Below are 22,610 nucleotides of genomic sequence, written 5' to 3' on the forward strand. Positions count from 1 at the left end.
CGACAGCGGTGAGTGAGCGCAGCCACCACCCATCACGACCGACCGCCCTGCGTCTCGAGGCTCGCAAGCTCGCACCTCGACGAACGTGGGGCGGTCTGCGTGTGCCCCGACGCACGCGGGGCGGTCTGCATGTGAGACGCGGTATCAACCTCCGGACCGGCGGCATACCGTGGATCCCATGCCGCAGCTTCGATCCCGCACGACCACCCACGGACGCAACATGGCCGGTGCTCGCGCGCTCTGGCGCGCGACCGGCATGGGCGAAGGGGACTTCGGCAAGCCGATCGTCGCGATCGCTAACTCCTTCACCCAGTTCGTCCCCGGGCACGTGCACCTCAAGGACATGGGTCAGCTCGTCGCCGGCGCCGTCGAGGAGGCCGGGGGAGTGGGCAAGGAGTTCAACACCATCGCCGTCGACGACGGCATCGCGATGGGCCACGACGGCATGCTCTACTCGCTGCCGAGCCGCGAGGTCATCGCCGACTCCATCGAGTACATGGTCAACGCGCACTGCGCCGACGCCCTCGTGTGCATCTCCAACTGCGACAAGATCACGCCCGGCATGCTCCTGGCCGCGCTGCGCCTGAACATCCCGACCGTCTTCGTCTCCGGCGGCCCGATGGAGGCCGGCAAGGCGATCATCGGTGACGACGGCGAGACCTACACGCGGCTCGACCTCGTCGACGCGATGGTCAAGGCCGTCGACGACAACGTCAGCGACGACGAGATCACCGCGATCGAGCAGTCCGCCTGCCCGACGTGCGGGTCCTGCTCGGGCATGTTCACCGCCAACTCGATGAACTGCCTCACCGAGGCGCTCGGCCTCTCCCTCCCCGGCAACGGCTCGACGCTCGCGACCGCCTCGGCTCGCCGCGACCTCTTCCTCGACGCCGGCAAGCTGGTCGTCGACCTGTGCCGCGACTACTACGACGGCGACGACGAGTCGGTGCTGCCGCGCTCGATCGCGACCAAGCCCGCCTTCGCCAATGCCATGCGACTCGACATCGCCATGGGCGGCTCGACCAACACGATCCTCCACCTGCTCGCCGCGGCCCAGGAGGCCGGCGTCGACTTCGACCAGAGCGACATCGACGCCCTCTCGCGGGTCACGCCCTGCCTGGTCAAGGTGGCGCCCAACAGCGGCGACTACTACATGGAGGACGTCCACCGCGCCGGCGGCATCCCCGCGATCCTCGGCGAGCTGCACCGCGGCGGCATGCTCGACGCCAGCGTCCGGTCCGTGCACAGCCCCGACCTCGAGACCTGGCTCTCCGACTGGGACATCCGCAGCGGCGCCACCACGAGCAAGGCCACCGAGCTCTTCCACGCCGCCCCCGGTGGCGTGCGGACGACGCAGGCCTTCTCCTCGACCAACCGGTGGGCGAGCCTCGACACCGACAGTGCCGACGGGTGCATCCGCTCCGTCGAGCACGCCTACACGAGCGAAGGGGGCCTGGCGGTCCTCCACGGCAACCTCGCCCCGGACGGCTGCATCGTCAAGACCGCCGGCGTGCCCGAGCACCAGTGGAACTTCTCCGGCCCGGCCCGCGTCGCCGAGTCGCAGGAGGCCGCGGTCGAGATGATCCTGTCCAAGCAGGTGCAGGAGGGCGAGGTCGTCGTCATCCGCTACGAGGGCCCCAAGGGCGGCCCCGGCATGCAGGAGATGCTCTACCCGACCTCCTACTTGAAGGGCACCGGCCTCGGCCCCAAGTGCGCCCTGATCACCGACGGCCGCTTCTCCGGTGGCTCGTCGGGCCTGTCGATCGGGCACGTCTCCCCGGAGGCTGCCTCCGGTGGCGCGATCGGCCTGGTCCGCGACGGTGACGTCATCGAGTTCGACATCCCCGGCCGCCGAGTCAACCTGCTCGTCGACGACGAGGAGCTGGCCCGTCGCCGCACCGAGCAGGACGCGAAGGGGTGGGCCCCCGCCGCCCCCCGTGAGCGCCACGTCTCGCCGGCCCTGAAGATCTTCGCGAAGTTCGCCCAGTCCGCCGACAAGGGCGCCGCCCGCAAGGTCGACTGACCTCGCCCCTTCCGTCCTGAGGCGCCACACAGGCAGGGAGTGGTCGCCGAGGGGCGCCCACATGTCGGGACGCCGATTTCACATGTCGGGACGCGCGCCTAGCCTGAGGCCATGAGCACCGACGCAGCGCAGACCAGCTTCGACATCGCCGTCATCGGCGGCGACGGGATCGGCCCCGAGGTGGTGGCCGAGGGGCTCAAGGTCCTCGGAGCGCTCGGCTCCGACGTCTCCGTCACGACGACCGAGTACGACCTGGGCGCGGCGCGCTGGCACCTCACCGGCGAGACCCTGCCCGACTCCGTCGTCGAGGAGCTGCGCGGCCACGACGGCATCCTCCTCGGCGCCATCGGCGACCCGACCGTGCCCTCCGGCGTCCTCGAGCGGGGCGTGCTGCTCCCCCTTCGCTTTGCGCTCGACCACTACGTCAACCTGCGCCCGGCCAAGCTCTTCCCCGGCGTCACCAGCCCGCTCGCCGAGCACGTGACGAGCAAGGGCCTCGACTTCGTCGTCGTCCGCGAGGGGACCGAGGGCCCCTACGTCGGCAACGGCGGCGCGCTGCGCGTCGGCACCCCGCACGAGGTCGCGACCGAGGTGAGCGTCAACACGCGCTTCGGCATCGAGCGCGTCGTGCGTGACGCCTTCGCCCGCGCCCAGGCCCGCCCGCGCAAGCACCTGACGCTGGTCCACAAGCACAACGTGCTCACCCACGCCGGCCACCTGTGGCGCCGGACCGTCGAGGAGGTCGGCGCGGAGTTCCCCGACGTCGAGACCGCCTACCAGCACGTCGACGCGGCGACAATCTTCCTCGCGACCGACCCGGCGCGCTTCGACGTCATCGTCACCGACAACCTCTTCGGCGACATCATCACCGACATCGCCGCGGCCGTCGCCGGCGGTATCGGCCTGGCCGCGAGCGGCAACATCAACCCCACCCGCGAGGCCCCGAGCATGTTCGAGCCGGTCCACGGCTCCGCGCCCGACATCGCCGGTCAGGGCAAGGCCGACCCGACCGCCGCGATCCTCTCCGCGGCGATGCTGCTCGACCACCTCGGTCTCGCCGAGCAGGCGACCCGGGTCGAGGCGGCCGTCGCCGCCGACCTCGCCGAGCGCGCGGGGGAGCGCTCCACGAGCCAGATCGGGGATGCGATCGCTGCCCGCGTATGACGTGTCCCACATGGTGGGACTACCCTGCGAGCAGACCCGCACCCCCGAGGAGACGTACCCCAGATGACCGCCGAGCTGACCTTCACCACCACCCGCAGCGACGCCCCCCTTCCTGACGCCGAGCGCGAGGCCGTCCTGGCCAGCCCGGGCTTCGGGTCGACCTTCACCGACCACATGGCCCTCGCCACGTGGACGAAGGGGGAGGGCTGGCACGACGGGCAGGTGCGCGCCTTCGGGCCGCTGCAGCTCAGCCCGGCCGCGGCCGTCCTGCACTACGCGCAGGAGGTCTTCGAAGGGATGAAGGCCTACCGCCACGAGGACGGCTCGGTGTGGACCTTCCGCCCCGACCGCAACGCGGCGCGCATGGCCCGCAGCTGCGAGCGGCTCGCGCTGCCGGTGCTGCCGGAGGAGGACTTCGTCGGGGCGATCCGCGCGCTCGTCCAGGCCGACGAGCCCTGGGTGCCCGCCTACGGCACCGGTGAGACCAGCCTCTACCTGCGGCCCTTCATGTTCGCCTCCGAGGCCTTCCTCGGGGTGCGCCCGGCCAACGAGGTGACCTTCTCGGTCATCGCCAGCCCGGCCGGTGCCTACTTCTCCGGCGGACTCAAGCCGGTCAACCTCTGGGTCAGCCAGGACTACGCCCGCGCCGGCGAGGGCGGCACCGGCGACGCCAAGTGCGGCGGCAACTACGCCTCCTCGCTCGCCGGCCAGCTCGAGGGTCAGGCCCAGGGCTGCGACCAGGCCGTCTTCCTCGACTCCTCGACGCACACCTACATCGAGGAGCTCGGCGGGATGAACCTCTTCTTCGTCACCAAGGACGGCCGCCTGCGCACCCCGGCGCTCACCGGCTCGATCCTCGAGGGCGTCACCCGCGACTCGATCCTCGAGCTCGCGCCCGACCTCGGCCTCACCCCCGAGGAGTCGCGCATCGAGATCGACTGGTGGAAGGAGGGCGTCGCCTCCGGCGAGATCACCGAGGTCTTCGCCTGCGGCACCGCCGCCGTCGTCACGCCGGTCGGCGAGTTGCGCTGGGCCGGCGGCTCCGCCCCGTCCACCGGTGGTGAGGGCGGAGGCGAGATCACCCGCACGATCCGCCAGAGTCTGCTCGACATCCAGTACGGCGTCGCCGAGGACACCCGTGGCTGGATGACCCGCCTCGTCTGACCAACCTTCGCACCGGAGTGACTCCTCGGCTCATCGCCACCGACCTCGACGGCACCCTCCTGCGCAGTGACGGGACCGTCTCGCCCCGCTCGATCGACGCCCTTCGTGCCGTCGCCGACGCAGGTCTCGAGACGGTGCTGGTCACCGCCCGGCCGCCCCGCTGGATCGACGACCTCGCCCATGTCGTCGGCGCCCGCGGGGTCGCGCTGTGCGGCAACGGCGCCTTCCGCTACGACGTCGCCGAGCGGCGGGTCTTCGGTGTGCGCTCGATCCCCCGCGAGGTCGTCACCGAGGTCGTGCGCGACCTGCGGGAGCAGCTGCCGGGCACCGGCTTCGCCGCCGAGCGGCACAGCGGGCTGGCCGCGGAGAGCATGTTCGCCGCGATCCACGACCACCCCGAGGACCTCGTGACGACACCGGCCATCGAGGAGCTCACCGATGCCTCCGTCGGCAAGCTGCTGGCCCGCAACCCGCACCTGACCGACGAGGAGTTCATCGTCGCGGTGACCGAGATCGTCGGCGACCGGGCGGTCGTCGCCTTCAGCGGTGCCGGCGGGCTGGCCGAGGTCTCGGCGAAGGGGGTCACCAAGGCCGCCGCGCTCGCCGGCTGGTGCGCCGAGCTCGGGATCGACGCGGGGGAGGTGTGGGCCTTCGGCGACATGCCCAACGACCTGCCGATGCTCACCTGGGCGGGGCGGTCCTTCGCCGTGGCCAACGCACACGGCGAGGTCCTGGCGGCCGCCACCGACCGCGCCCCGGCCAACGATGACGACGGCGTCGCGCAGGTGCTCGAAGGGCTTCTCTCCCACCTCGCCTGACGGGGTCGGGGGTGGCCCCCCTTCGCGCCGGTCCCATGATGCGGACGTGGGAGGCGGTGGGGGTGCGCAGGTGCCATGGTGGTCGGGTGATGCCCCAGATGACGACCCGCGCTGCCACCGCAGCCGAGCTCATTATCTAGGCGCGACGAGCCACCTGCTCGTCGCGCGGACCTCCCACACACGGGGGGTCTTTCGCTTTTCTCGGGCAGGGGACGAGACAAGCGGACGGGTCCGGAGCATCACCCCCGCCACGGACGGGCGCGACGAGCAGGTGTCACACTCCCTCGAGGAGGCGAGCTCGCCTCCCTTCGTCCGAATCGAGAGATCCACATGCACGGCTTCCACGTCTACGACACGACGATGCGCGACGGCGCCCAGCAGGAGGGGATCAACCTCTCCGTCGGGGACAAGCTGACCATCGCCCGTCACCTCGACGAGCTGGGCGTGACCCACATCGAAGGGGGCTGGCCCGGGGCCAACCCCAACGACACCGAGTTCTTCCGCCGGGCCCGCACCGAGTTGGAGCTGCGCTGCGCGACGCTCGCCGCCTTCGGCGCGACGCGCAAGGCCGGCGGCTCCGCTGCCAGTGACCCGCAGGTGCAGGCGCTGCTCGACTCCGGCGCCGAGGTCATCACCCTCGTGGCGAAGATGCACCCCGGCCACGTCGAGCGCGCGCTGCGCACGACTCGCGAGGAAAACCTGGCGATGATCACCGACACCGTCGCCCACCTGCGGTCACAGGGGCGCACGGTCATGGTCGACGGCGAGCACTTCTTCGACGGCTACCAGCTCGACCGCGACTACGCCCTCGCCTGCGTGCAGGCCGCCCACGAGGCCGGCGCCGAGGTCATCGCGCTGTGCGACACCAACGGCGGCATGCTGCCCGGGCAGGTGCGCGACGCTGTCGCCGACGTCATCGAGGCGACCGGCGCGCGGCTGGGCATCCACTGCCACAACGACACCGGGTGCGCCGTCGCCAACACGATGGCGGCCGTCGAGGCCGGCGCCGACCACGTGCAGGGCACGGTCAACGCCTACGGCGAGCGCACCGGCAATGCCGACCTCATCACCGTCGTCGCCAACCTCCAGCTCAAGCTCGGCATGGACCTCGTCGAGCCCTACCGGCTGCAGGACGCCACCCGCATCGCCCACGCGGTGAGCGAGGTGACCAACTTCCCGCACTTCTCCCGGCAGCCCTATGTCGGCTCGGGGGCCTTCGCGCACAAGGCCGGGCTGCACGCGAGCGCGATCAAGGTCGACCCCGACCTCTACCAGCACATCGAGCCCAAGGACGTCGGCAACGACATGCGCATGCTCGTCTCCGACATGGCCGGGCGGGCCACGGTGGAGCTGAAGAGCCGCGAGTTCGGCGTCGACCTCGCCGGCGACGACGCGGCCCTGACCCGCGTGCTGGCCAAGGTCAAGGAGCTCGAGCAGCGGGGCTACACCTTCGACGCGGCCGACGCGAGCTTCGAGCTGCTGCTGCGGCGCGAGCTGCAGGAGGAGGCGCTGGAGTACGCGCAGGTCGAGTCCTGGCGGATCATGATCGACGCCCGCGGCGGTGACGACGCCCTCTCGGAGGCGACGGTCAAGGCGGTCGCCGGCGGGCAGCGGCTCGTCGCGACGGGGGAGGGCAATGGCCCGGTCAACGCCCTCGACCAGGGTCTGCGGGAGGCCCTCGTCACCGTCTATCCCGAGGTCGAGCAGATCGAGCTCATCGACTACAAGGTGCGCATCCTCGACGCCGCCCACGGCACCGATGCGACGACCCGGGTGCTCATCGAGCACAGCGACGAGCACACCTCGTGGACGACCGTCGGGGTCGCGCCCAACATCGTCGAGGCCTCGTGGGAGGCCCTCGTCGACGGCATCACCTACGGCCTGATGCGTGCGGGCGTGCCCGTGCGCTGACCCCGGGGTCACTGAGCAAGGGAAACTGCCCCTTCGCAAGAGTTTCAAACTCTTGCGAAGGGGCAGTTTCGCGGGTCACCCGAGAATCGTGGGACTCATGAGGTGGGGTCAGCCGGCCACGTGGCCGAAGCGGTGACGGGTGGTGCTCACCGCCTGCTCCCGGACGAAGGGGAGGACCTCGCGTCGTCCCGTGGCCAGCACCTCGCCGGTGATGACGTCCACACCTGCGGCGACGAGCTCGTCGACGAGCGACGGGGCGAGCGCACCGATCGCGCGGACGCGCACGTCGCCGGCGCGGGAGGCGCGGGCGACGAAGGCCGCGTCGTCCTCGCGCACGACCTGCACGTGGCCGATGCTCGACGGGAGGTCGAGGCCTGTCGCCGCCGAGACGACGACGTGGGCACCGGTGAGCGTGGCCGCGGCGACGAGGCGCAGCAGCTCGACGACACGCGTGCCGTCACCGGCGCGCACGAGCACCCGCGGGTGCGGGCGGTAGCGGAAGACATTGGACTCCACGACGAGGGCGCTCTCGTCGTGCTCGACGCCGAGCTCGTCGGCCCAGGCGGCCGCGTCGCTGGCGAGTGCCGCGTCGAGCCACGCCCGCTCGTCGTCGCCGACCGAGGAGCCGAGGGTGGCCAGCTGGGCGTCGACGGTGGCGCGGACCGCGGTGGCGACGGGTGCCCCCTTCGTCGGCAGGCCGGCTGCCGACCACGTGCCGAGCTGCGCGACGTAGTTGGGGCCGCCGGCCTTGGCGCCGGGACCGATGGAGCTGGCCTTCCACCCACCGAAGGACTGGCGGCGCACGATGGCGCCGGTGATGTGCCGGTTGACGTAGGCATTGCCGACGGCGACCGTCTCGGTCCAGTGGGCGATCTCGCCCTCGTCGAGGCTGTGCAGGCCTCCGGTGAGGCCGAAGTCGGTGGCGTTCTGCAGCTCGATCGCCTCGTCGAGCGAGTCGGCGCGCATCAGGCCGAGGACCGGGCCGAAGACCTCGGTGAGGTGGAAGAAGGACCCCTGGCGCACGCTGTCCTTGACGCCCGGCGACCAGAGCCGGCCGGTGTCGTCGAGCTGACGCGGCTCGACGAGCCAGGACTCGCCCGGCTCGAGGGTGGTGAGGGCGCGACGCAGCTTGCCGGTCGGCTCCTCGATGACCGGACCCATGCGGGTGCCCAGGTCGGCGGGCCAGCCGACGGCGATCGACTCGACGGCGTCGACGAGCTGGCGACGGAATCGCGGGGAGTCCGCGATCGACCCGACGAGGATGCCGAGGGAGGCGGCCGAGCACTTCTGGCCGGCGTTGCCGAAGGCCGAGCTGACGAGGTCGGCGACCGCGAGGTCGATGTCGGCGGAGGGGGTGATGACCAGCGCGTTCTTGCCGGAGGTCTCGCCGAGGACGCGGGCGCCGTGCTCGCGCCCGGCACGCCAGCCGGCGAAGAGTCGCGCGGTCTCGCTCGCGCCGGTGAGCACGACGGCGTCGACGTCCGCGTGCGCGACGAGGTGCTGACCCACCTCGTCCTCGTCGGTGCGCACGACGTGCAGCACCTCGCGGGGGATGCCGGCGTCGTGCAGCGCGGCGACGGTGACCTCGACGCAGACGGGGGTCTGCGGGGCGGGCTTGATGACGACCGCGGACCCGGCGGCAAGCGCCGCGAGGACGCCACCGATCGGGATGGCGACGGGGAAGTTCCACGGCGGCGTCACGAGCGTCAGGGCGAAGGGGGTGAAGCTCGCCCCGTCGACCATCGCCCCGTCCTCGAGCTCGAGGGCCCGGTCGGCGTAGTAGCGGGCGAAGTCGACCGCCTCGGAGATCTCGGGGTCGGCCTCGGCAACGGTCTTGCCGGCCTCGGCGGCCATGACCGCGAGGATCTGCTCGCGGCGGGAGTCGATCTCGCGAGCAGCCTTGCGCAGCAGGTCTGCTCGCTCGGCGACGGGGCGGGCCGCCCAGCCCTCGTGCGCGGTGCGCGCCGTGGCGACGACCTCGTCGACCTGGGCGGTGCTCGTCAGGTGCGGGGAGGTCGGCTCCGGCCGGGGCGCGGCGACGGCGCGAGCGGCCCACGCGCGGTGGCCGGGCAGGGCGGCGTCGGAGTCGGGCGTGTTGTCGAAGGTGTCACCGATCGGCGGGCGCTCGGCGGAGCGGCGCGGCCCGACGGGCGTGCTGCCGATGGCCTCGACGCTCGCCCGGAAGCGGGCCTCCTGGTCGGGGATCGCCGCGGCGTCCTCGGAGAAGAAGGCGTGGATGTAGTTCTCGGGGGAGGCGCTCTCCTCGAGACGCCGCACGAGGTAGGAGACCGCGGCGTCGAAGTCCTCGGGGGCGACGACCGGGGTGTAGAGGATGACCGTGCCGACCTCGTCGCGCACGGCGCGCGCCTGTGCGGGCGACATGCCTTGGAGCATCTCGATGTCGAGGCTGTCCTGGGCCCCGCGGTCGGTCGCGAGCAGGTGCGCCGCGGCGACGTCGTAGAGGTTGTGCGAGGCGACACCGATGCGCAGCGCGCCGACGGCGTCGGGCCGCAGCGCCCGCTCGACGCAGCGCAGGTAGTTGGCGTCGACGTCGGCCTTGGTCGTGTAGGGGGCCTGCTCCCAGCCGTGCATGACGGCCTCGACGCGCTCCATTGCGAGGTTGGCGCCCTTGACGAGGCGCACCTTGATCGGGGCGCCGCCGGCGGCGCGACGGGCGACGGCGAAGTCGATGAGCCGCTCGAGGGCGGGCAGGGCGTCGGGCAGGTAGGCCTGCAGGACGATGCCGGCCTCGAGGTCGTGGAACTGCGGCTCGGAGAGCATCCGGGTGAAGACCTCGATGGTCATCTCGAGGTCGCGGTACTCCTCCATGTCGAGGTTGACGAAGGAGTGCGGGGTCGACGCCTTGGCGGTCTCGTAGAGCGGACGCAGCCGGGTCAGGCAGCGCTCGACGGTGCCCTCGGTGTCCCACGTGCTGATCTGGCTGACGAGCGAGGAGACCTTGATCGAGACGTAGTCGACGTCGGGTCGCTCGAGCAGCTCGCGGGTGCGCTCGGTGCGGCTGGCGGCCTCGCCCTCGCCAAGCACGGCCTCGCCGAGGAGGTTGATGTTGAGGCGGAAGCCGTCCTCGCGAGCCGCGGCCAGGTGCTTGCCGAGCCTGGGGTCGCGGGCGTCGACGAGCAGGTGGCCGACCATCTGCTTCATCCGGGCGCGGGCGGCGGGCACGACGACCTTGGGCGCGATGCGCGCGGCGCGGGCGCCCAGCCCGAGCAGGCCACGGTCGACCCGGCCGAGGAAGGAGGCCGAGTCCGAGGCGGTGATCCGGCTGAGGGCATTGGCCGCGACCCGGTCGTCCTCCGGCCGGGCGACGCGGTCGACGAAGAAGACGGCCATGTCGAGGCCGGCGTGGTCGGACAACAGCGCGGCGAGCTGACCGGTCGACTGCGCCTCACGCATGGTCTGACCGGCGTGGGCGGCGGCGGCCCAGCGGTCCGCGAGCCGCACCGCGTCCTCGACGAAGGGGGCGAAGGCGGCAGTGGCCGGGTCGGTGTGCGTGGGGGTGGTCGTCATCCTTCGACGGTAGGACGCCGCGGTGGTCGGTGCCACAGACATCTGTCGCGCATGGTCGGCTAGAGGGCATACATTTGTCTGACACCTCGGTGGTCGAGGTGCGACGAAGGAGCCTCGAGACCCACATGCCCCCTGTCCAGGACCTCGTCGACGAGGCCTCCGCGATCCTGCGTGCCCCGGTGACCCTCGAGGACCGGCGCTTCCGACTGCTCGCCTTCGCGGCCCACGAGGGGGACGCGGACAGCGTGCGCGTCGAGACCGTCCTCTCCCGCGGGGCGCACCCGCGCACTCGCGAGTGGTTCGAGAGCTTCGGCATCGCGCGGGCGACCGGCCCGGTGCACGTGCCCGCCGACCCCGAGCGCGGCACGGCTGCCCGACTCTGCCTGCCCGCGCGTTGGCACGGCGTGGTGCAGGGCTACCTGTGGGCGGTCGAGCCCCCCGCCGGGCTGTCGGCCGAGCGGGTGCGCGCGGCGGGTGTCGTCGCCGAGCAGGCGGGGGAGCACCTCGCCCGCCTGACGTCACGGCGGCGCGAGACCGAGCGTCTCGTCCTCGACCTGCTCGACGCCGCGCCCGATGCCCGGATCGGCCCGGCCCGCGAGCTCGCCGACCAGCTGGCCGTCGACCCCGGCGCCCGGGCCGCCGTCGTCATGCTCGGGGCGGCCCCCGGCGTGCGGCTGCGCTCCGACGAGGTCCTCGGCCCCGGGGGCCTCCCGCGCCGGATCGGGGTCGCCGAGCGCTCGGGTGACCTCGTCCTCGTCGTCCCGGCGCGGTCCGATGCGGAGGTGCACGACGCCGCCGAGACGGCGCTCCTCGGCATCGCCAGGGTGTCGGACGCGCACGTCGTCGCCGGGGTCGGGGCCCTGCTGCCGCTCACCAGCACGGCGACGTCGCTGCGGGAGGCGCGCGCCGCCCTTCGCGTGGTGCGTCCGGCGACCCCCGACCTGCCGCGCCCGCCCGCGGCCGCCCGGGTCCACCCGTGGGCCGCGCTGGGCATCGAGCGGCTCCTCGGCGGCAGCGCCGGTGACGAGCTGGTGGAGGCCGTGCGCACGCCGGCGGTGGCCGAGCTGCTCTCTGCCGCAACGGAGCTCGTCGAGACCGCCTGGGTGCACCTCGAGGAGGGGTGCTCCGTCGGGGCCACCTCGACCCGCCTCGGCCTGCACCGCCAGAGCGTCTACGCGCGGCTGCGGCGGATCGAGTCCGTGACCGGACTCGACCTCTCCCGTGGTCGCGACCGCCTCGAGCTGCACCTCGGCCTGCTCGTCCTGCGCCCCTGAGGCTGCATTGCCCTACGGCAATGCGCACCTGAGGCTGCATTGCCGTAGGGCAATGCAGCCTCAGGGGGTCGTCGCGCGGGTGACGAGGCGTTCGGCGACCTGGTAGACGCCGGTGAGCAGGGCGACGGCCGCCGTCACGTGGAGCAGCAGGGCCAGGGCGACGCCGGCGATGATGCCCGCGGCCCGCAGCCGCCCCCACGTGAGGCCGATCAGCACGGGGACGACGACGGCGCCGGCGGCACCGGTGAGCAGCTCGACCCACCAGGCCCGCTCGCCCATCCACGGCACGCCGCCGACGAGCGGCACCGCGACGTCGAAGAGGTCGAGCGTGGCCAGCACCCCCAGCACGGCGACGAGCCCCAGGGTCACCACGGCCGTGACCTGCCGGCGCAGCCGCTCGCCCGCAGACCGCGTCCCGCTGCGGTCCTGGAAGATCGTCCCGAGGGTCACCGCGGTCCACATCAGCCACCGCCGGATCAGTCCGGTCCCGGTGTCCGCCATGGCCGCCCGGAAGACGAGGTCGGCGCGCTCGCGGTCGATCCGCACGCCCGGCGCCGCGGCGAAGGAACCGCGCACCAGTCCGTCGTGCAGCAAGGCCGAGGGCAGGTGTCGGCCGGTGCGCGGCACGAGCCAGAGGAAGACCGACGGCACCGAGGTCAGGTCGGTCGTGAAGGTCGTCGGGTCGACGGGCACGAGCAGTTGGCCCAGCTCGCGGTCGCGGTAGCCCAGCCGTCGCCCCATGCGGAACTCCTCGACCGACATGTCGAGGGTGCGCTCGAGGACGATGAGCGGCGGCGACGTGGGGTCGGGCTGCCCGTCGGGCGGCCCGCCGTCGTAGAAGCGTCTCGCCTGAGTCTCCAGCGGCCGGTCCATGACCCCAGCGTGGCAGCGCGCGGTGTCAGCGGGGGAGCAGTCGGTCGCAGACCTCGACGATCCGACGACGAAGGGAGTTGGACGTCACCATGAGCTCGCGCTGGCGGGCGACGTACTCGGCCTTGCCCTCCGGCGTCTCGATGGCGACCGGGTCCAGCCCGAGCCCCGAGACGTCGTAGGGCGAGGCCTGCATGTCGAGGCGCCGCACCCGCAGCGCGTGCCGGAAGGCGTCGAGGGTCACCTCCGACGGCACCGCCGGCGCGAGCTTGAAGGCCCACTTGTAGGTGTCCATGCCCGCGTGCAGGCAGGCGGGCTGCTCGTGCTCGACCTGCTCCTCGCGGGTCGGGCGAAGGGTGTTGTGCCGCAAGGCCTCTGGCGTGAAGAAGCGGTAGGCGTCGAAGTGGCTGCACCGGATCCGGTGCCCGTCGACGACGGCGTCCGTCGCCTCCTGCCCCAGGCGAAGGGGGAGCCGCTCGTGCCGCTGCTCGCCGGGCTGGAGGCGGTAGACCATCGCCCACTCGTGCAGGCCGAAGCAGTCGTGGGCGCCGGGTCGCGACAGGGTCGCCGTGAGCAGGTCCCGGACGAAGGTGACGGTCCGCCCCCTTCGCCCGACGAAGTCGTCCACGTCGAGGCGGACGCTGCCGTCCGAGTCCACCGTGTAGCCGGAGCGCCCGGTGTAGACGTCGGCGGCGTCGAGCAGGGTCATGTCGGGTCCCGGGTGCCAGCGGCGCAGGTGCGACGGGCGGTGGGCGTAGTACTCGAAGAGGAAGTCCTCGACCGCGTGGCGCTCGCCGCGTGCCCGCCGGTCACGGTGGGCGGCCGTCAGCTCGTCGACCGCCGCTTCGTGGGCCCGCGCACGAGCACGCCACTCGTCACGGGTCAGGGTCGTCATCGGGGCAAGGCTAGATGGTCACTAGGGTGGTGCCGTGCGCATCGCGAGATTCACCGAAGGTGACGACCCCGTCTACGGGCTCGTCGACGCAGACGGCAAGAAGATCGCCGAGGTGACCGGCGACCCGCTCTACCAGCGGATCGAGCTGACCGGTCGCACGACGACGGTCGACGAGGTGCGACTGCTCGCACCCGTCATCCCCCGCAGCAAGATCATCGGCATCGGCCGCAACTACGCCGACCACGCGGCCGAGATGGGCAACGAGGTCCCGGCCGAGCCGATGATGTTCCTCGTGCCCAACACCGCGGTCGTCGGCCCCGGCGACCCGGTCGTCATCCCGACGGAGCTGACGTCCAAGGTCAGCTTCGAGGGCGAGCTCGCGGTGATCATCGGGCGCATGTGCAAGGACATCGAGCCCGAGGAGGCCAAGAAGGTCATCTTCGGCTACACGATCGCCAACGACGTCACGGCTCGCGACCTCCAGCGCGGCGACGGCCAGTGGGCCCGCGCCAAGGGCATGGACACCTTCTGCCCGCTCGGCCCGTGGATCGAGACCGACCTCGACCCGCAGGACGTCTCGATCGTCACCCGCCTCGACGGCGAGGTGGCCCAGGACGGCCACAGCTCCGACATGGTCCACGGCGTCGCGGCCCTCATCAGCCACGCGTCGAAGTCCTTCACCCTCCTGCCCGGCGACGTCATCCTCACCGGCACCCCGGCGGGCGTCGGCCTCGTCGACCCCGGGCAGCGGGTCGAGATCGACATCGACGCGATCGGGACCTTGTCCAACCCCTTCGTCGCCTCCGAGTGACGCGGGTCTGACGTGGACGTCGCCCGCTCGGTCCCGCTGTTCGTCCTCGCCGCACTCCTCGAGATCGGTGGGGCCTGGCTGGTGTGGCAGGGGCTGCGCGAGCACCGCGGCTGGCTGTGGGTCGGCGCAGGCGTCGTCGCGCTCGGCCTCTACGGCGCGGTGGCGACGCTACAGCCGGACGCGAACTTCGGTCGCATCCTCGCCGCCTACGGCGGCGTGTTCGTCGCCGGGTCGCTGCTGTGGGGCATGGCGCTCGACGGCTTCCGTCCCGACCGCTGGGACGTCGCCGGCGCCTTGATCTGCCTGGTCGGCGTCGCCGTGATCATGTACGCACCCCGGTCCGCCTGACCTCCCTTCGTCACAGCGGCGAAGGGGGGAGTCCTCCCCATGTCCGGCACCGGTCGGGGTGGCTAGGGTCACGGCAAACGGATCGGGAGACCTCATGACCCTCACCCACGGCGCCGACGCCGCGCGCCTTCGCCAGATCGCCGCACAGCTGCGCGGTCAGGCCAAGCTGACCAGTCGGATCGGCGCCGAGGGCGGCGCTCGCACCAGCGTGATCTCGGCGGTGTGGGAGGGGCCCGACCGCGACGACTTCGTGCGGGACTGGCGCGTGGCCGAGCGCTCGCTCGACGACTGCGCGGCGATGCTCACGACGATGGCCGACCGGATGACCGAGCAGGCCGAGCAGCAGCTCGACGCGAGCAACGAGATGGGCGGCCCGGCGCCTGCGGCACCGCCGACGCCCTCGCCCGAGCAGCCCACCGACCCGCGACCTCCGGGGATGCCCGGCCCGACCGGCCCGCCCGAGGGGGTCGACGTCGACCAGCTGCCCTACTACACGAGGTCGCCCGAGGGCTCGACCTTCGACGACGAGGTGCGCGGGACGGAGGGCAAGCCGGTCGACAAGGACCTGTGGGACCTCGCCTTCTACGCCCAGGGCACCGAGCACCCGCTCTGGGGCATCCCGGTCGTCGGCTACACGCAGCCGCCGCTGCCCGAGGGGTACGAGATCGCCGACCCGGAGGCGCTGGGGCTGGACCCCAACAAGTTCGGGCCCAACTCCAACCCGCAGGCCTACCTTTTCCAGACGCCCGACGGCGGTCTCGTCGTCGCCTTCCAGGGGTCGGTCGAGGGCGGCGACTGGGTGACCAACGGTCGTCAGGCCCTCGGGCACCACGACCCCCAGTACCAGCGGGCCATGGAGCTGGCGGTCGAGGTCAACGAGGCGAGCGGGGGCAATGTCACCTTCACCGGGCACAGCCTCGGCGGCGGGTTCGCCGCAGCCGCAGCGATGGCGACCGGCCAGCCGGCGGTGACCTTCGACGCGTCGGGCGTCCACGACAACACCGCGGCCGCTGCCGCGGAGATGCGCGGCGACGGGTCCACCGCCGCCAGCGTGCAGGCCGAAGCCAGCCAGGGGCAAATGCGTGCCTACCGGATGGAGACCGACGGGCTGACCAACGTGCAGGAGGCGACGGGCCTGCCCGACGCCCCCGGCACCCCGATCACCCTCGAGACCCCGCCGAGCCTCGGCCGCGACATCACGGTGGGCGCGACCGGCGCCGGCGGCGCCCTCGTCGGTGGCGCCGTGGGCGGGGTCACCGGGCTCTTCGACGGCAACCCCTTCGACGTCGGTGACGACATCGCCGAGGGTGCCCAGGCCGGCGCCCGGACCGGCGTCGCGGTCGGCGAGGGCGTCTGGGGCCACAGCTGGTCGCCGATGGACGACGCCATGGAGGAGCGCTACCCCGACTAGGTGACGGGTACCCCCTTCGTCGCGGCGATACGATCGGCGCATCATGAGCGACTCCTCTGCACCGACCGAGCCCACCGCCCCTCGCCTGCGCGTCGCGCCGTCGCCCACCGGCGACCCGCACGTCGGCACCGCCTACATGGCCCTGTTCAACCTCGCCTTCGCGCGACAGCAGGGTGGCCAGTTCGTCCTGCGCATCGAGGACACCGACCGGGCGCGGTTCAACGAGACGAGCGAGCAGCAGCTCTACGACACCCTCGGCTGGCTCGGGCTGCGGTGGGACGAGGGGCCCGACGTCGGCGGCCCCTACGCGCCCTACCGGCAGAGCGAGCGCCTCGAGACCTATCGGCCCTACGTCGACAAGCTCATCGAGGACGGCCACGCCTACTACTGCTGGTGCTCCACCGAGCGCCTCACGGCGATGCGCGAGAAGCAGCAGAAGCTCAAGCTGCCCACCGGCTACGACCGCCTGTGCGTGGGCAAGACGCGTGAGGAGCGGGCCGAGCTCGAGGGCTTCAACGAGACCCCGGTCGTGCGCATGCTCGTGCCCGACGACGCGCCGACGACCTTCGAGGACGTCATCCGCGGCACCGTCTCCGCGCCGCGTCCCGACGACCAGGTGATCCTCAAGGCCGACGGCTTCCCGACCTATCACATGGCCGTCGTCGTCGACGACCACGAGATGGGCATCACCCACGTCGTCCGCGGCGAGGAGTGGATCTCCTCGACGCCCAAGCACGTGCTGCTCTACCAGTGGCTTGGGCTGACGCCGCCGAAGTTCGCGCACATGCCGCTGCTGCGCAACACCAACAAGTCGAAGATCTCCAAGCGCAAGAACCCCGAGGCCCGCCTCACGTGGTTCCAGGAGCAGGGCTACCTGCCCGAGGCCGTCGTCAACTTCCTCGGCCTGCTGGCCTACCCGCCGGCGAAGGGGGAGGACGGCCAGGACGTCGAGAAGTTCACCTTCGCGGAGTTCAGCCGCGACTTCGCCTGGAGCAAGGTCAACACCGTCGGCCCGATCTTCGACCTCAAGAAGCTCGAGTGGCTCAACGGCGCGTGGATCCGCGACCTCGAGCTCGAGGACTTCACCTCGCGCCTGCTTCCGTACCTGCAGGCCGACGGCGTCCTCGGCGACAACCCCTCGCTGGGGGAGCTGGCCCGGCTGAAGTCGGTCGCCGAGCTGATCCAGACGCGTATCGCGCTGCTCACCGAGGCGAGTGCCCTCGTGCGGCCCTTCTACACCGCCGACGCCGATCTGCAGATCGACGAGGACGCGCGAGCAGGCCTGAAGGACAACGCTGCCGAGGTCCTCGACGCGGCGATCGCCGCCCTCGAGGCGCTGCAGGTGCCGGCCGGGGTCCTCTCGCAGGAGAGTCGCGACGGCAACGAGTGGCACGCCGAGCGGATCGAGGCCACGCTGCGCGAGGTCATCGTCGAGGGTCTGGGCATCAAGCCGCGCTTCGCCTTCGGGCCGCTGCGCACCGCCGTCTCGGGTGCGCGGATCAGCCCGCCGCTCTTCGAGTCGATGGAGATCCTGGGGCAGGCGTCGACGCTCGCGCGGCTGCGCTCGCTGCGTGCCTCGCTGGCCTGAGGCGCGATTTGGGGAGTCGCCGATCGGCGGGTAGCATCGTCTCTCGGTTCACAGGCCGCGCGGACTTCGGTCCGAAAGGTCAGTGATACCCCCTTGGGGTATGGTGTAATTGGCAACACGGCTGATTCTGGTTCAGTTGTTCTAGGTTCGAGTCCTGGTACCCCAGCGCTGAGAGCGGTTCGCCGCTCGATTTCGGAAAGAGCCCCCCTCGGGGTTAAGGTTCTCTCCGTTGCCCAGCCGGTCCGCCGGCCCGGGAAGCACACATGGCCCCGTTGTGTAGTGGCCTAGCACGCCGCCCTCTCAAGGCGGTAGCGCGGGTTCGAATCCCGTCGGGGCTACATCGGTCGAAGGCCCCCGCTCATCCGAGCGGGGGCCTTCGTCGTGTTCTGGGACGCGGTACGAGCCCCGAGACCCCGTTCGCTCCGAGCCTGACGTCGTTGATGCCACCTGGTTGCCCGTCTCTGGTCAGCCAGGTGGCGTCAACGCTGCCGGGTGGCGTCAACGACGACAGGCAGGGTGAAGGGGGGAGCCCCCCCTTCGCCCTGTGGTCCCGTCGCGACTCGTCGTCACTCGGTGTCGCGGTCGGCGGCCTCGGCCGCCTTGGCGTGCTTCTCCAGGACCTCGGTGAGCTTGTTGGCGCCGGCGATGACGGTCGCGGCGTGCAGGCGACCGGGCTGGCGGGACAGTCGCTCGATCGGGCCCGAGATCGACACGGCCGCGATGACCCGGCCGGAGGGGGAGCGGACCGGGGCCGAGACCGACGCGACGCCGGCCTCGCGCTCGCCGACGCTCTGCGCCCACCCGCGACGGCGCACCGCCGAGAGCATGGTCGCGGTGAATGCCGCCTCCTGCAGGCCGCGGTGCAGGCGGTCGGGCTCCTCCCACGCGAGCAGCACCTGGGCGGCGGAGCCGGCGTGCATCGACAGCGTCGCGCCGACGGGGATCGAGTCGCGCAGGCCGACGGGGCGCTCGGCGGCCGACACGCAGACGCGGTGCTCGCCCTGGCGGCGGAAGAGCTGGGCCGACTCGTTGGTGTGGTCACGCAGCGCGCCGAGCACGGGCCCGGCGGCGACGAGGAGCTTGTCCTCGCCGGCAGAGGCGGCGAGCTCGCCCAGGCGCGGGCCGAGGACGAAGCGTCCCTGCATGTCGCGCGCGACGAGTCGGTGGTGCTCGAGGGCGACTGCGAGCCGATGCGCCGTGGGGCGTGCCAGACCTGTCGCCGCGACGAGCTGGGCGAGGGTCGAGGGACCTGCCTCGAGAGCGCCCAGCACGACTGCGGCCTTGTCCAGAACGCCGACTCCGCTACCGTTGTCCATGGAGTGATACTGACATCTCATGTCGTGAGACGCAAGATCTGGGGCCCCCGGGACGTGCGAATCTCGAGGTGAGAGACCGTCCACACACCGTGGCACCACCGCTGGGATGGGAAGAGAGAGATGGCTGGAACGCTGGCCGAGAAGGTCTGGGACGCACACGTCGTCCGACGCAACGACGGGGAGCCCGACCTCCTCTACATCGACCTGCACCTCCTGCACGAGGTGACGAGCCCGCAGGCCTTCGAGGGACTGCGCATCGCCGGCCGGCCGGTCCGCCGCCCCGACCTCACGCTCGCGACCGAGGACCACAACGTCCCGACGACGCCGGGCCCGATCACCGACCCGGTGAGCAAGGTCCAGGTCGAGACGCTGCGGGACAACTGCGCCGAGTTCGGCGTGCAGATCTATCCCATGGGTGACGCCGAGCAGGGCATCGTCCACGTCGTCGGCCCGCAGCTCGGGCTGACCCAGCCGGGCACCACCGTCGTCTGCGGCGACAGCCACACGAGCACCCACGGCGCCTTCGGTGCGCTCGCCTTCGGCATCGGCACGAGCGAGGTCGAGCACGTGCTCGCCACGCAGACCCTCTCGCTCAACCCCTTCAAGACCATGGCGATCAACGTCACCGGTCAGCTGCAGCCGGGCGTCACGGCCAAGGACATCATCCTCGCCGTCATCGCCAAGATCGGCACGGGTGGCGGTCAGGGCTACGTCCTCGAGTACCGCGGCGAGGCCATCGAGGCACTGTCGATGGAAGCCCGCATGACGGTGTGCAACATGTCGATCGAGGCCGGCGCCCGCGCCGGCATGATCGCGCCCGACGAGACGACCTTCGAGTACCTCAAGGGCCGTGACCACGCGCCGACGGGCGCCGACTGGGACGCCGCCGTCGAGGCCTGGCGCGAGCTGCGCACCGACGACGACGCGGTCTTCGACGCCGAGGTCGACATCGACGCCTCGACACTCACCCCCTTCGTCACGTGGGGCACCAACCCCGGCCAGGGCTCGCCCCTCGGCGAGGCCGTGCCCGACCCGGAGGCCATGGGCGACGACAACGAGCGCGTCGCTGCGGCAAAGGCACTCGAGTACATGGGGCTGACCGCCGGCACCCCGCTGCGCGAGGTCGCCGTCGACACCGTCTTCGTCGGCTCGTGCACCAACGGTCGCATCGAGGACCTGCGCGCCGCGGCCGAGGTCATCAAGGGCCGCCACGTCGCCGAGTCCGTCCGCATGCTCGTCGTGCCCGGCTCCGCCCGCGTGCGACTGCAGGCCGAGGGGGAGGGCCTGGACAAGGTCTTCACCGCAGCCGGCGCCGAGTGGCGCCTGCCCGGTTGCTCGATGTGCCTGGGGATGAACCCCGACACCCTCGCGCCCGGCGAGCGCTCCGCCTCGACGAGCAACCGCAACTTCGAGGGCCGCCAGGGCAAGGGCGGGCGCACCCACCTCGTCAGCCCGCTCGTCGCCGCGGCCACCGCCGTGCGCGGCACGCTGTCGAGCCCGGCCGACCTCGACGCCCCGACCGCCACCGACCTCGTCACCGAAGGGGCCTGAGCCATGGACGCATTCACCACGCACACCGGCACCGGTGTCCCGCTGCGCCGCAGCAATGTCGACACCGACCAGATCATCCCCGCGGTCTACCTCAAGCGCGTCTCCCGCACCGGCTTCGAGGACGGGCTCTTCGCGGCCTGGCGCGGTGACGAGACCTTCGTGCTCAACCAGCCCGCCTACCGCGACGGCTCCGTGCTCGTCGCCGGCCCCGACTTCGGCACCGGCTCCTCCCGCGAGCACGCCGTGTGGGCGCTCAAGGACTACGGCTTCCGCGTCGTCATCTCCTCGCGTTTCGCCGACATCTTCCGCGGCAACTCGAGCAAGCAGGGTCTGCTCGCCGCCCAGGTGAGCCAGGACGACGTCGAGCTGCTGTGGAAGTACCTCGAGAACACCCCCGGTGCCGAGATCACCGTCGACCTCACCGCGCGGACCGTCACCGCCGGCGACATCGTCTGTGCCTTCCACGTCGACGACTACACGCGCTGGCGCCTGCTCGAGGGCCTCGACGACATCGGCCTCACCCTGCGTCACGAGCAGGACATCACCGACTTCGAGTCGACCCGGCCGAGCTGGAAGCCGACGACGACGCCTGCCTGACCGGCGTGTCGTCGCCACGATGACGAAGGGGGTGCCGCGGCACCCCCTTCGTCGTGCCGTCCTCGTGCGGCTGCGGTCGTGACGTGACACCTTGATCCAATCCCGTTGTGCTGCAGGTCAACCCGTCGCGCGACGAAGGGAGGGTCACGCACTCGGCGCGGTGGGCCGACGTCGAATGCGCTTGTGCGGCAAGAAAAGGCGACGTCGAAATGACCCACTGGGGCTTCCGACGCCAATACCGTCGGAACAGGTCGGGTGTACGGCTCGGCCTTCCCAGCCGGGGGACGACCGGCGCCGTACCGCTACGGGAGTGACCGTGAACAAGGCAGAACTCGTCAAGGCTCTCGAGGAGAGGCTCGGCAGCCGGAAGGCCGCCCAGGAAGCGCTGGAGGTCGTGCTCGACACGATCGTCCGTGAGGTCGCCAAGGGGGGCCGCGTCGCCATCACCGGATTCGGCACCTTCGAGAAGGCGGCGCGCGCTGCCCGAACCGGCCGCAACCCCCGCACGGGTGAGGTCGTCAAGATCAAGAAGACCTCCGTCCCGCGTTTCAAGGCCGGCACGAGCTTCAAGGGCTATGTGGCCGACCCGCGTTCGCTGCCCAAGGCGGCTCCGGCCGCGGCTCGCGCTGCCGCCGGCACCGTGACGAGCGCGGCCGCGGCTGCGAGCGGCACGGCGATGTCGATCGCCGAGGGAGCCCTCTCCGCCGGACGCAAGCCGAAGAAGGCCTCGACCGCCAAGAGCACGGCGAAGAAGTCCACCCCGGCGAAGAAGTCCACCCCGGCGAAGAAGTCCACCCCGGCGAAGAAGTCGGCTCCGGCCAAGAAGGCCTCGACCGCCAAGAAGAGCACGGCGAAGAAGGCCTCGACCACGACCAAGAAGGCCACGCCCGCGAAGAAGTCCACCGCCAAGAAGTCCACGGCGAAGAAGTCGACCCCCGCCAAGAAGACCACGGCAAAGAAGACGACCCCCGCCAAGAAGACGACTGCGACCAAGAAGACCACGGCAGCCAAGAAGACGGCGAGCTCCTCCGGCAGCGACAGCTGACCACGTGCGACGAGGGCCGGCGACCACCACGGTCGTCGGCCCTCGTCGTACCGGCGCTGCTCGCGCCGAGCGGTCAGGGTCAGCCGATCGTCTCGCCGTCGCCGATGCCGACGATCCACAGCCGGGTGACGACTCCCTCCGACACCGTGATGCTCACCCGCTGGCCCGGGCGCAGGAAGCGCAGCGAGCTCGCGGCGAAGACCTCGGACGTGGCCTGGAGGCGCACGCCCTCGTCGGTGACGACGACGGTGCCGTCGTCGGGGCTGTGGGAGAAGACCGTCGCTTGCACATGCCGA

18 protein-coding genes and 2 tRNA genes are annotated in these 22,610 nt (G+C 71.7%); 15 read left to right on the top strand and 5 right to left on the bottom strand.

All coding sequences use genetic code 11. The features are described from left to right. Positions 1-178: 178 nt before the first annotated feature. The 5 genes from ilvD (at position 179) to cimA (ending at position 7,080) form a co-directional block, all read left to right on the top strand. A complete protein-coding gene (ilvD, locus tag H7A72_RS04630; protein WP_084449427.1) occupies positions 179-2,023 on the top strand; it encodes a dihydroxy-acid dehydratase in 1,845 nt (614 codons plus the stop codon). Between the two features lie 111 nt (positions 2,024-2,134). Beyond that, positions 2,135-3,187, top strand: coding sequence for a 3-isopropylmalate dehydrogenase (locus H7A72_RS04635; RefSeq protein WP_185221801.1), 1,053 nt, complete (start codon positions 2,135-2,137; stop codon positions 3,185-3,187). Between the two features lie 63 nt (positions 3,188-3,250). Next, complete coding sequence (locus H7A72_RS04640) at positions 3,251-4,351, top strand: branched-chain amino acid aminotransferase (protein WP_185221802.1); 1,101 nt, start codon at positions 3,251-3,253, stop codon at positions 4,349-4,351. A gap of 17 nt (positions 4,352-4,368) precedes the next feature. Then, positions 4,369-5,169 carry an HAD family hydrolase gene (locus H7A72_RS04645; RefSeq protein ID WP_185221803.1) on the top strand — a complete coding sequence of 267 codons (801 nt, stop codon included), beginning with the start codon at positions 4,369-4,371 and terminating at the stop codon, positions 5,167-5,169. Positions 5,170-5,499: 330 nt separating this feature from the next. Further along, positions 5,500-7,080, top strand: a complete 1,581-nt coding sequence (cimA, locus tag H7A72_RS04650; RefSeq protein ID WP_185221804.1) for a citramalate synthase — start codon at positions 5,500-5,502, stop codon at positions 7,078-7,080. A gap of 108 nt (positions 7,081-7,188) precedes the next feature. On the opposite strand, the gene H7A72_RS04655 is transcribed toward cimA, so the two are convergent. Next, positions 7,189-10,608, bottom strand: coding sequence for a proline dehydrogenase family protein (locus tag H7A72_RS04655; RefSeq protein WP_185221805.1), 3,420 nt, complete (start codon positions 10,606-10,608; stop codon positions 7,189-7,191). Positions 10,609-10,733: 125 nt separating this feature from the next. On the opposite strand from H7A72_RS04655, the gene H7A72_RS04660 reads away from it, so the two are divergent. After that, positions 10,734-11,882, top strand: a complete 1,149-nt coding sequence (locus H7A72_RS04660) for a CdaR family transcriptional regulator (RefSeq protein WP_143445377.1) — start codon at positions 10,734-10,736, stop codon at positions 11,880-11,882. Positions 11,883-11,942: 60 nt separating this feature from the next. On the opposite strand, the gene H7A72_RS04665 is transcribed toward H7A72_RS04660, so the two are convergent. Both H7A72_RS04665 and H7A72_RS04670 read right to left on the bottom strand, forming a co-directional pair. After that, a complete protein-coding gene (locus tag H7A72_RS04665) occupies positions 11,943-12,755 on the bottom strand; it encodes a DUF1353 domain-containing protein (RefSeq protein WP_185221806.1) in 813 nt (270 codons plus the stop codon). Positions 12,756-12,780: 25 nt separating this feature from the next. After that, positions 12,781-13,647 carry a 3-methyladenine DNA glycosylase gene (locus H7A72_RS04670; protein WP_185221807.1) on the bottom strand — a complete coding sequence of 289 codons (867 nt, stop codon included), beginning with the start codon at positions 13,645-13,647 and terminating at the stop codon, positions 12,781-12,783. 34 nt (positions 13,648-13,681) lie between these two features. Here H7A72_RS04670 and H7A72_RS04675 point away from each other — a divergent pair, with 34 nt between their 5' ends. From H7A72_RS04675 to H7A72_RS04700, 6 genes are all read left to right on the top strand, one after another. Beyond that, positions 13,682-14,458 carry a fumarylacetoacetate hydrolase family protein gene (locus H7A72_RS04675; RefSeq protein ID WP_185221808.1) on the top strand — a complete coding sequence of 259 codons (777 nt, stop codon included), beginning with the start codon at positions 13,682-13,684 and terminating at the stop codon, positions 14,456-14,458. 12 nt (positions 14,459-14,470) lie between these two features. After that, on the top strand, positions 14,471-14,806 hold the full coding sequence (locus H7A72_RS04680) for a YnfA family protein (RefSeq protein ID WP_084449437.1): 336 nt from the start codon (positions 14,471-14,473) through the stop codon (positions 14,804-14,806). A gap of 94 nt (positions 14,807-14,900) precedes the next feature. After that, on the top strand, positions 14,901-16,217 hold the full coding sequence (locus tag H7A72_RS04685; protein ID WP_185221809.1) for a DUF2974 domain-containing protein: 1,317 nt from the start codon (positions 14,901-14,903) through the stop codon (positions 16,215-16,217). 43 nt (positions 16,218-16,260) lie between these two features. Further along, positions 16,261-17,805 (top strand): glutamate--tRNA ligase, encoded by a 1,545-nt coding sequence (gene gltX / locus H7A72_RS04690; protein ID WP_185221810.1) that lies wholly within the window; start codon positions 16,261-16,263, stop codon positions 17,803-17,805. A gap of 94 nt (positions 17,806-17,899) precedes the next feature. Continuing rightward, positions 17,900-17,971 (top strand) — tRNA-Gln (locus tag H7A72_RS04695). A 99-nt stretch (positions 17,972-18,070) separates the two neighbouring features. Further along, positions 18,071-18,143 (top strand) — tRNA-Glu (locus tag H7A72_RS04700). 228 nt (positions 18,144-18,371) lie between these two features. Here the strand turns inward: H7A72_RS04700 and H7A72_RS04705 are convergent. Continuing rightward, positions 18,372-19,121 (bottom strand): IclR family transcriptional regulator, encoded by a 750-nt coding sequence (locus H7A72_RS04705; RefSeq protein ID WP_084449440.1) that lies wholly within the window; start codon positions 19,119-19,121, stop codon positions 18,372-18,374. Positions 19,122-19,241: 120 nt separating this feature from the next. On the opposite strand from H7A72_RS04705, the gene leuC reads away from it, so the two are divergent. From leuC to H7A72_RS04720, 3 genes are all read left to right on the top strand, one after another. Further along, a complete protein-coding gene (gene leuC, locus H7A72_RS04710) occupies positions 19,242-20,672 on the top strand; it encodes a 3-isopropylmalate dehydratase large subunit (protein ID WP_185221811.1) in 1,431 nt (476 codons plus the stop codon). Positions 20,673-20,675: 3 nt separating this feature from the next. Then, positions 20,676-21,269: a 3-isopropylmalate dehydratase small subunit gene (gene leuD / locus H7A72_RS04715; RefSeq protein WP_185221812.1), complete on the top strand. Its 594-nt coding sequence runs from the start codon at positions 20,676-20,678 to the stop codon at positions 21,267-21,269. 316 nt (positions 21,270-21,585) lie between these two features. After that, the gene (locus H7A72_RS04720) at positions 21,586-22,314 is read left to right on the top strand and encodes an HU family DNA-binding protein (RefSeq protein WP_185221813.1); all 729 of its coding nucleotides are present in this window, start codon (positions 21,586-21,588) and stop codon (positions 22,312-22,314) included. Between the two features lie 79 nt (positions 22,315-22,393). Here H7A72_RS04720 and H7A72_RS04725 read toward each other — a convergent pair whose 3' ends face one another. Beyond that, positions 22,394-22,603, bottom strand: coding sequence for a hypothetical protein (locus tag H7A72_RS04725; protein WP_084449443.1), 210 nt, complete (start codon positions 22,601-22,603; stop codon positions 22,394-22,396). Positions 22,604-22,610: the final 7 nt, after the last annotated feature.

This window comes from Janibacter sp. YB324 (assembly GCF_014217915.1).
In the GTDB taxonomy this organism is placed as follows: Bacteria; Actinomycetota; Actinomycetes; order Actinomycetales; family Dermatophilaceae; genus Janibacter; species Janibacter indicus.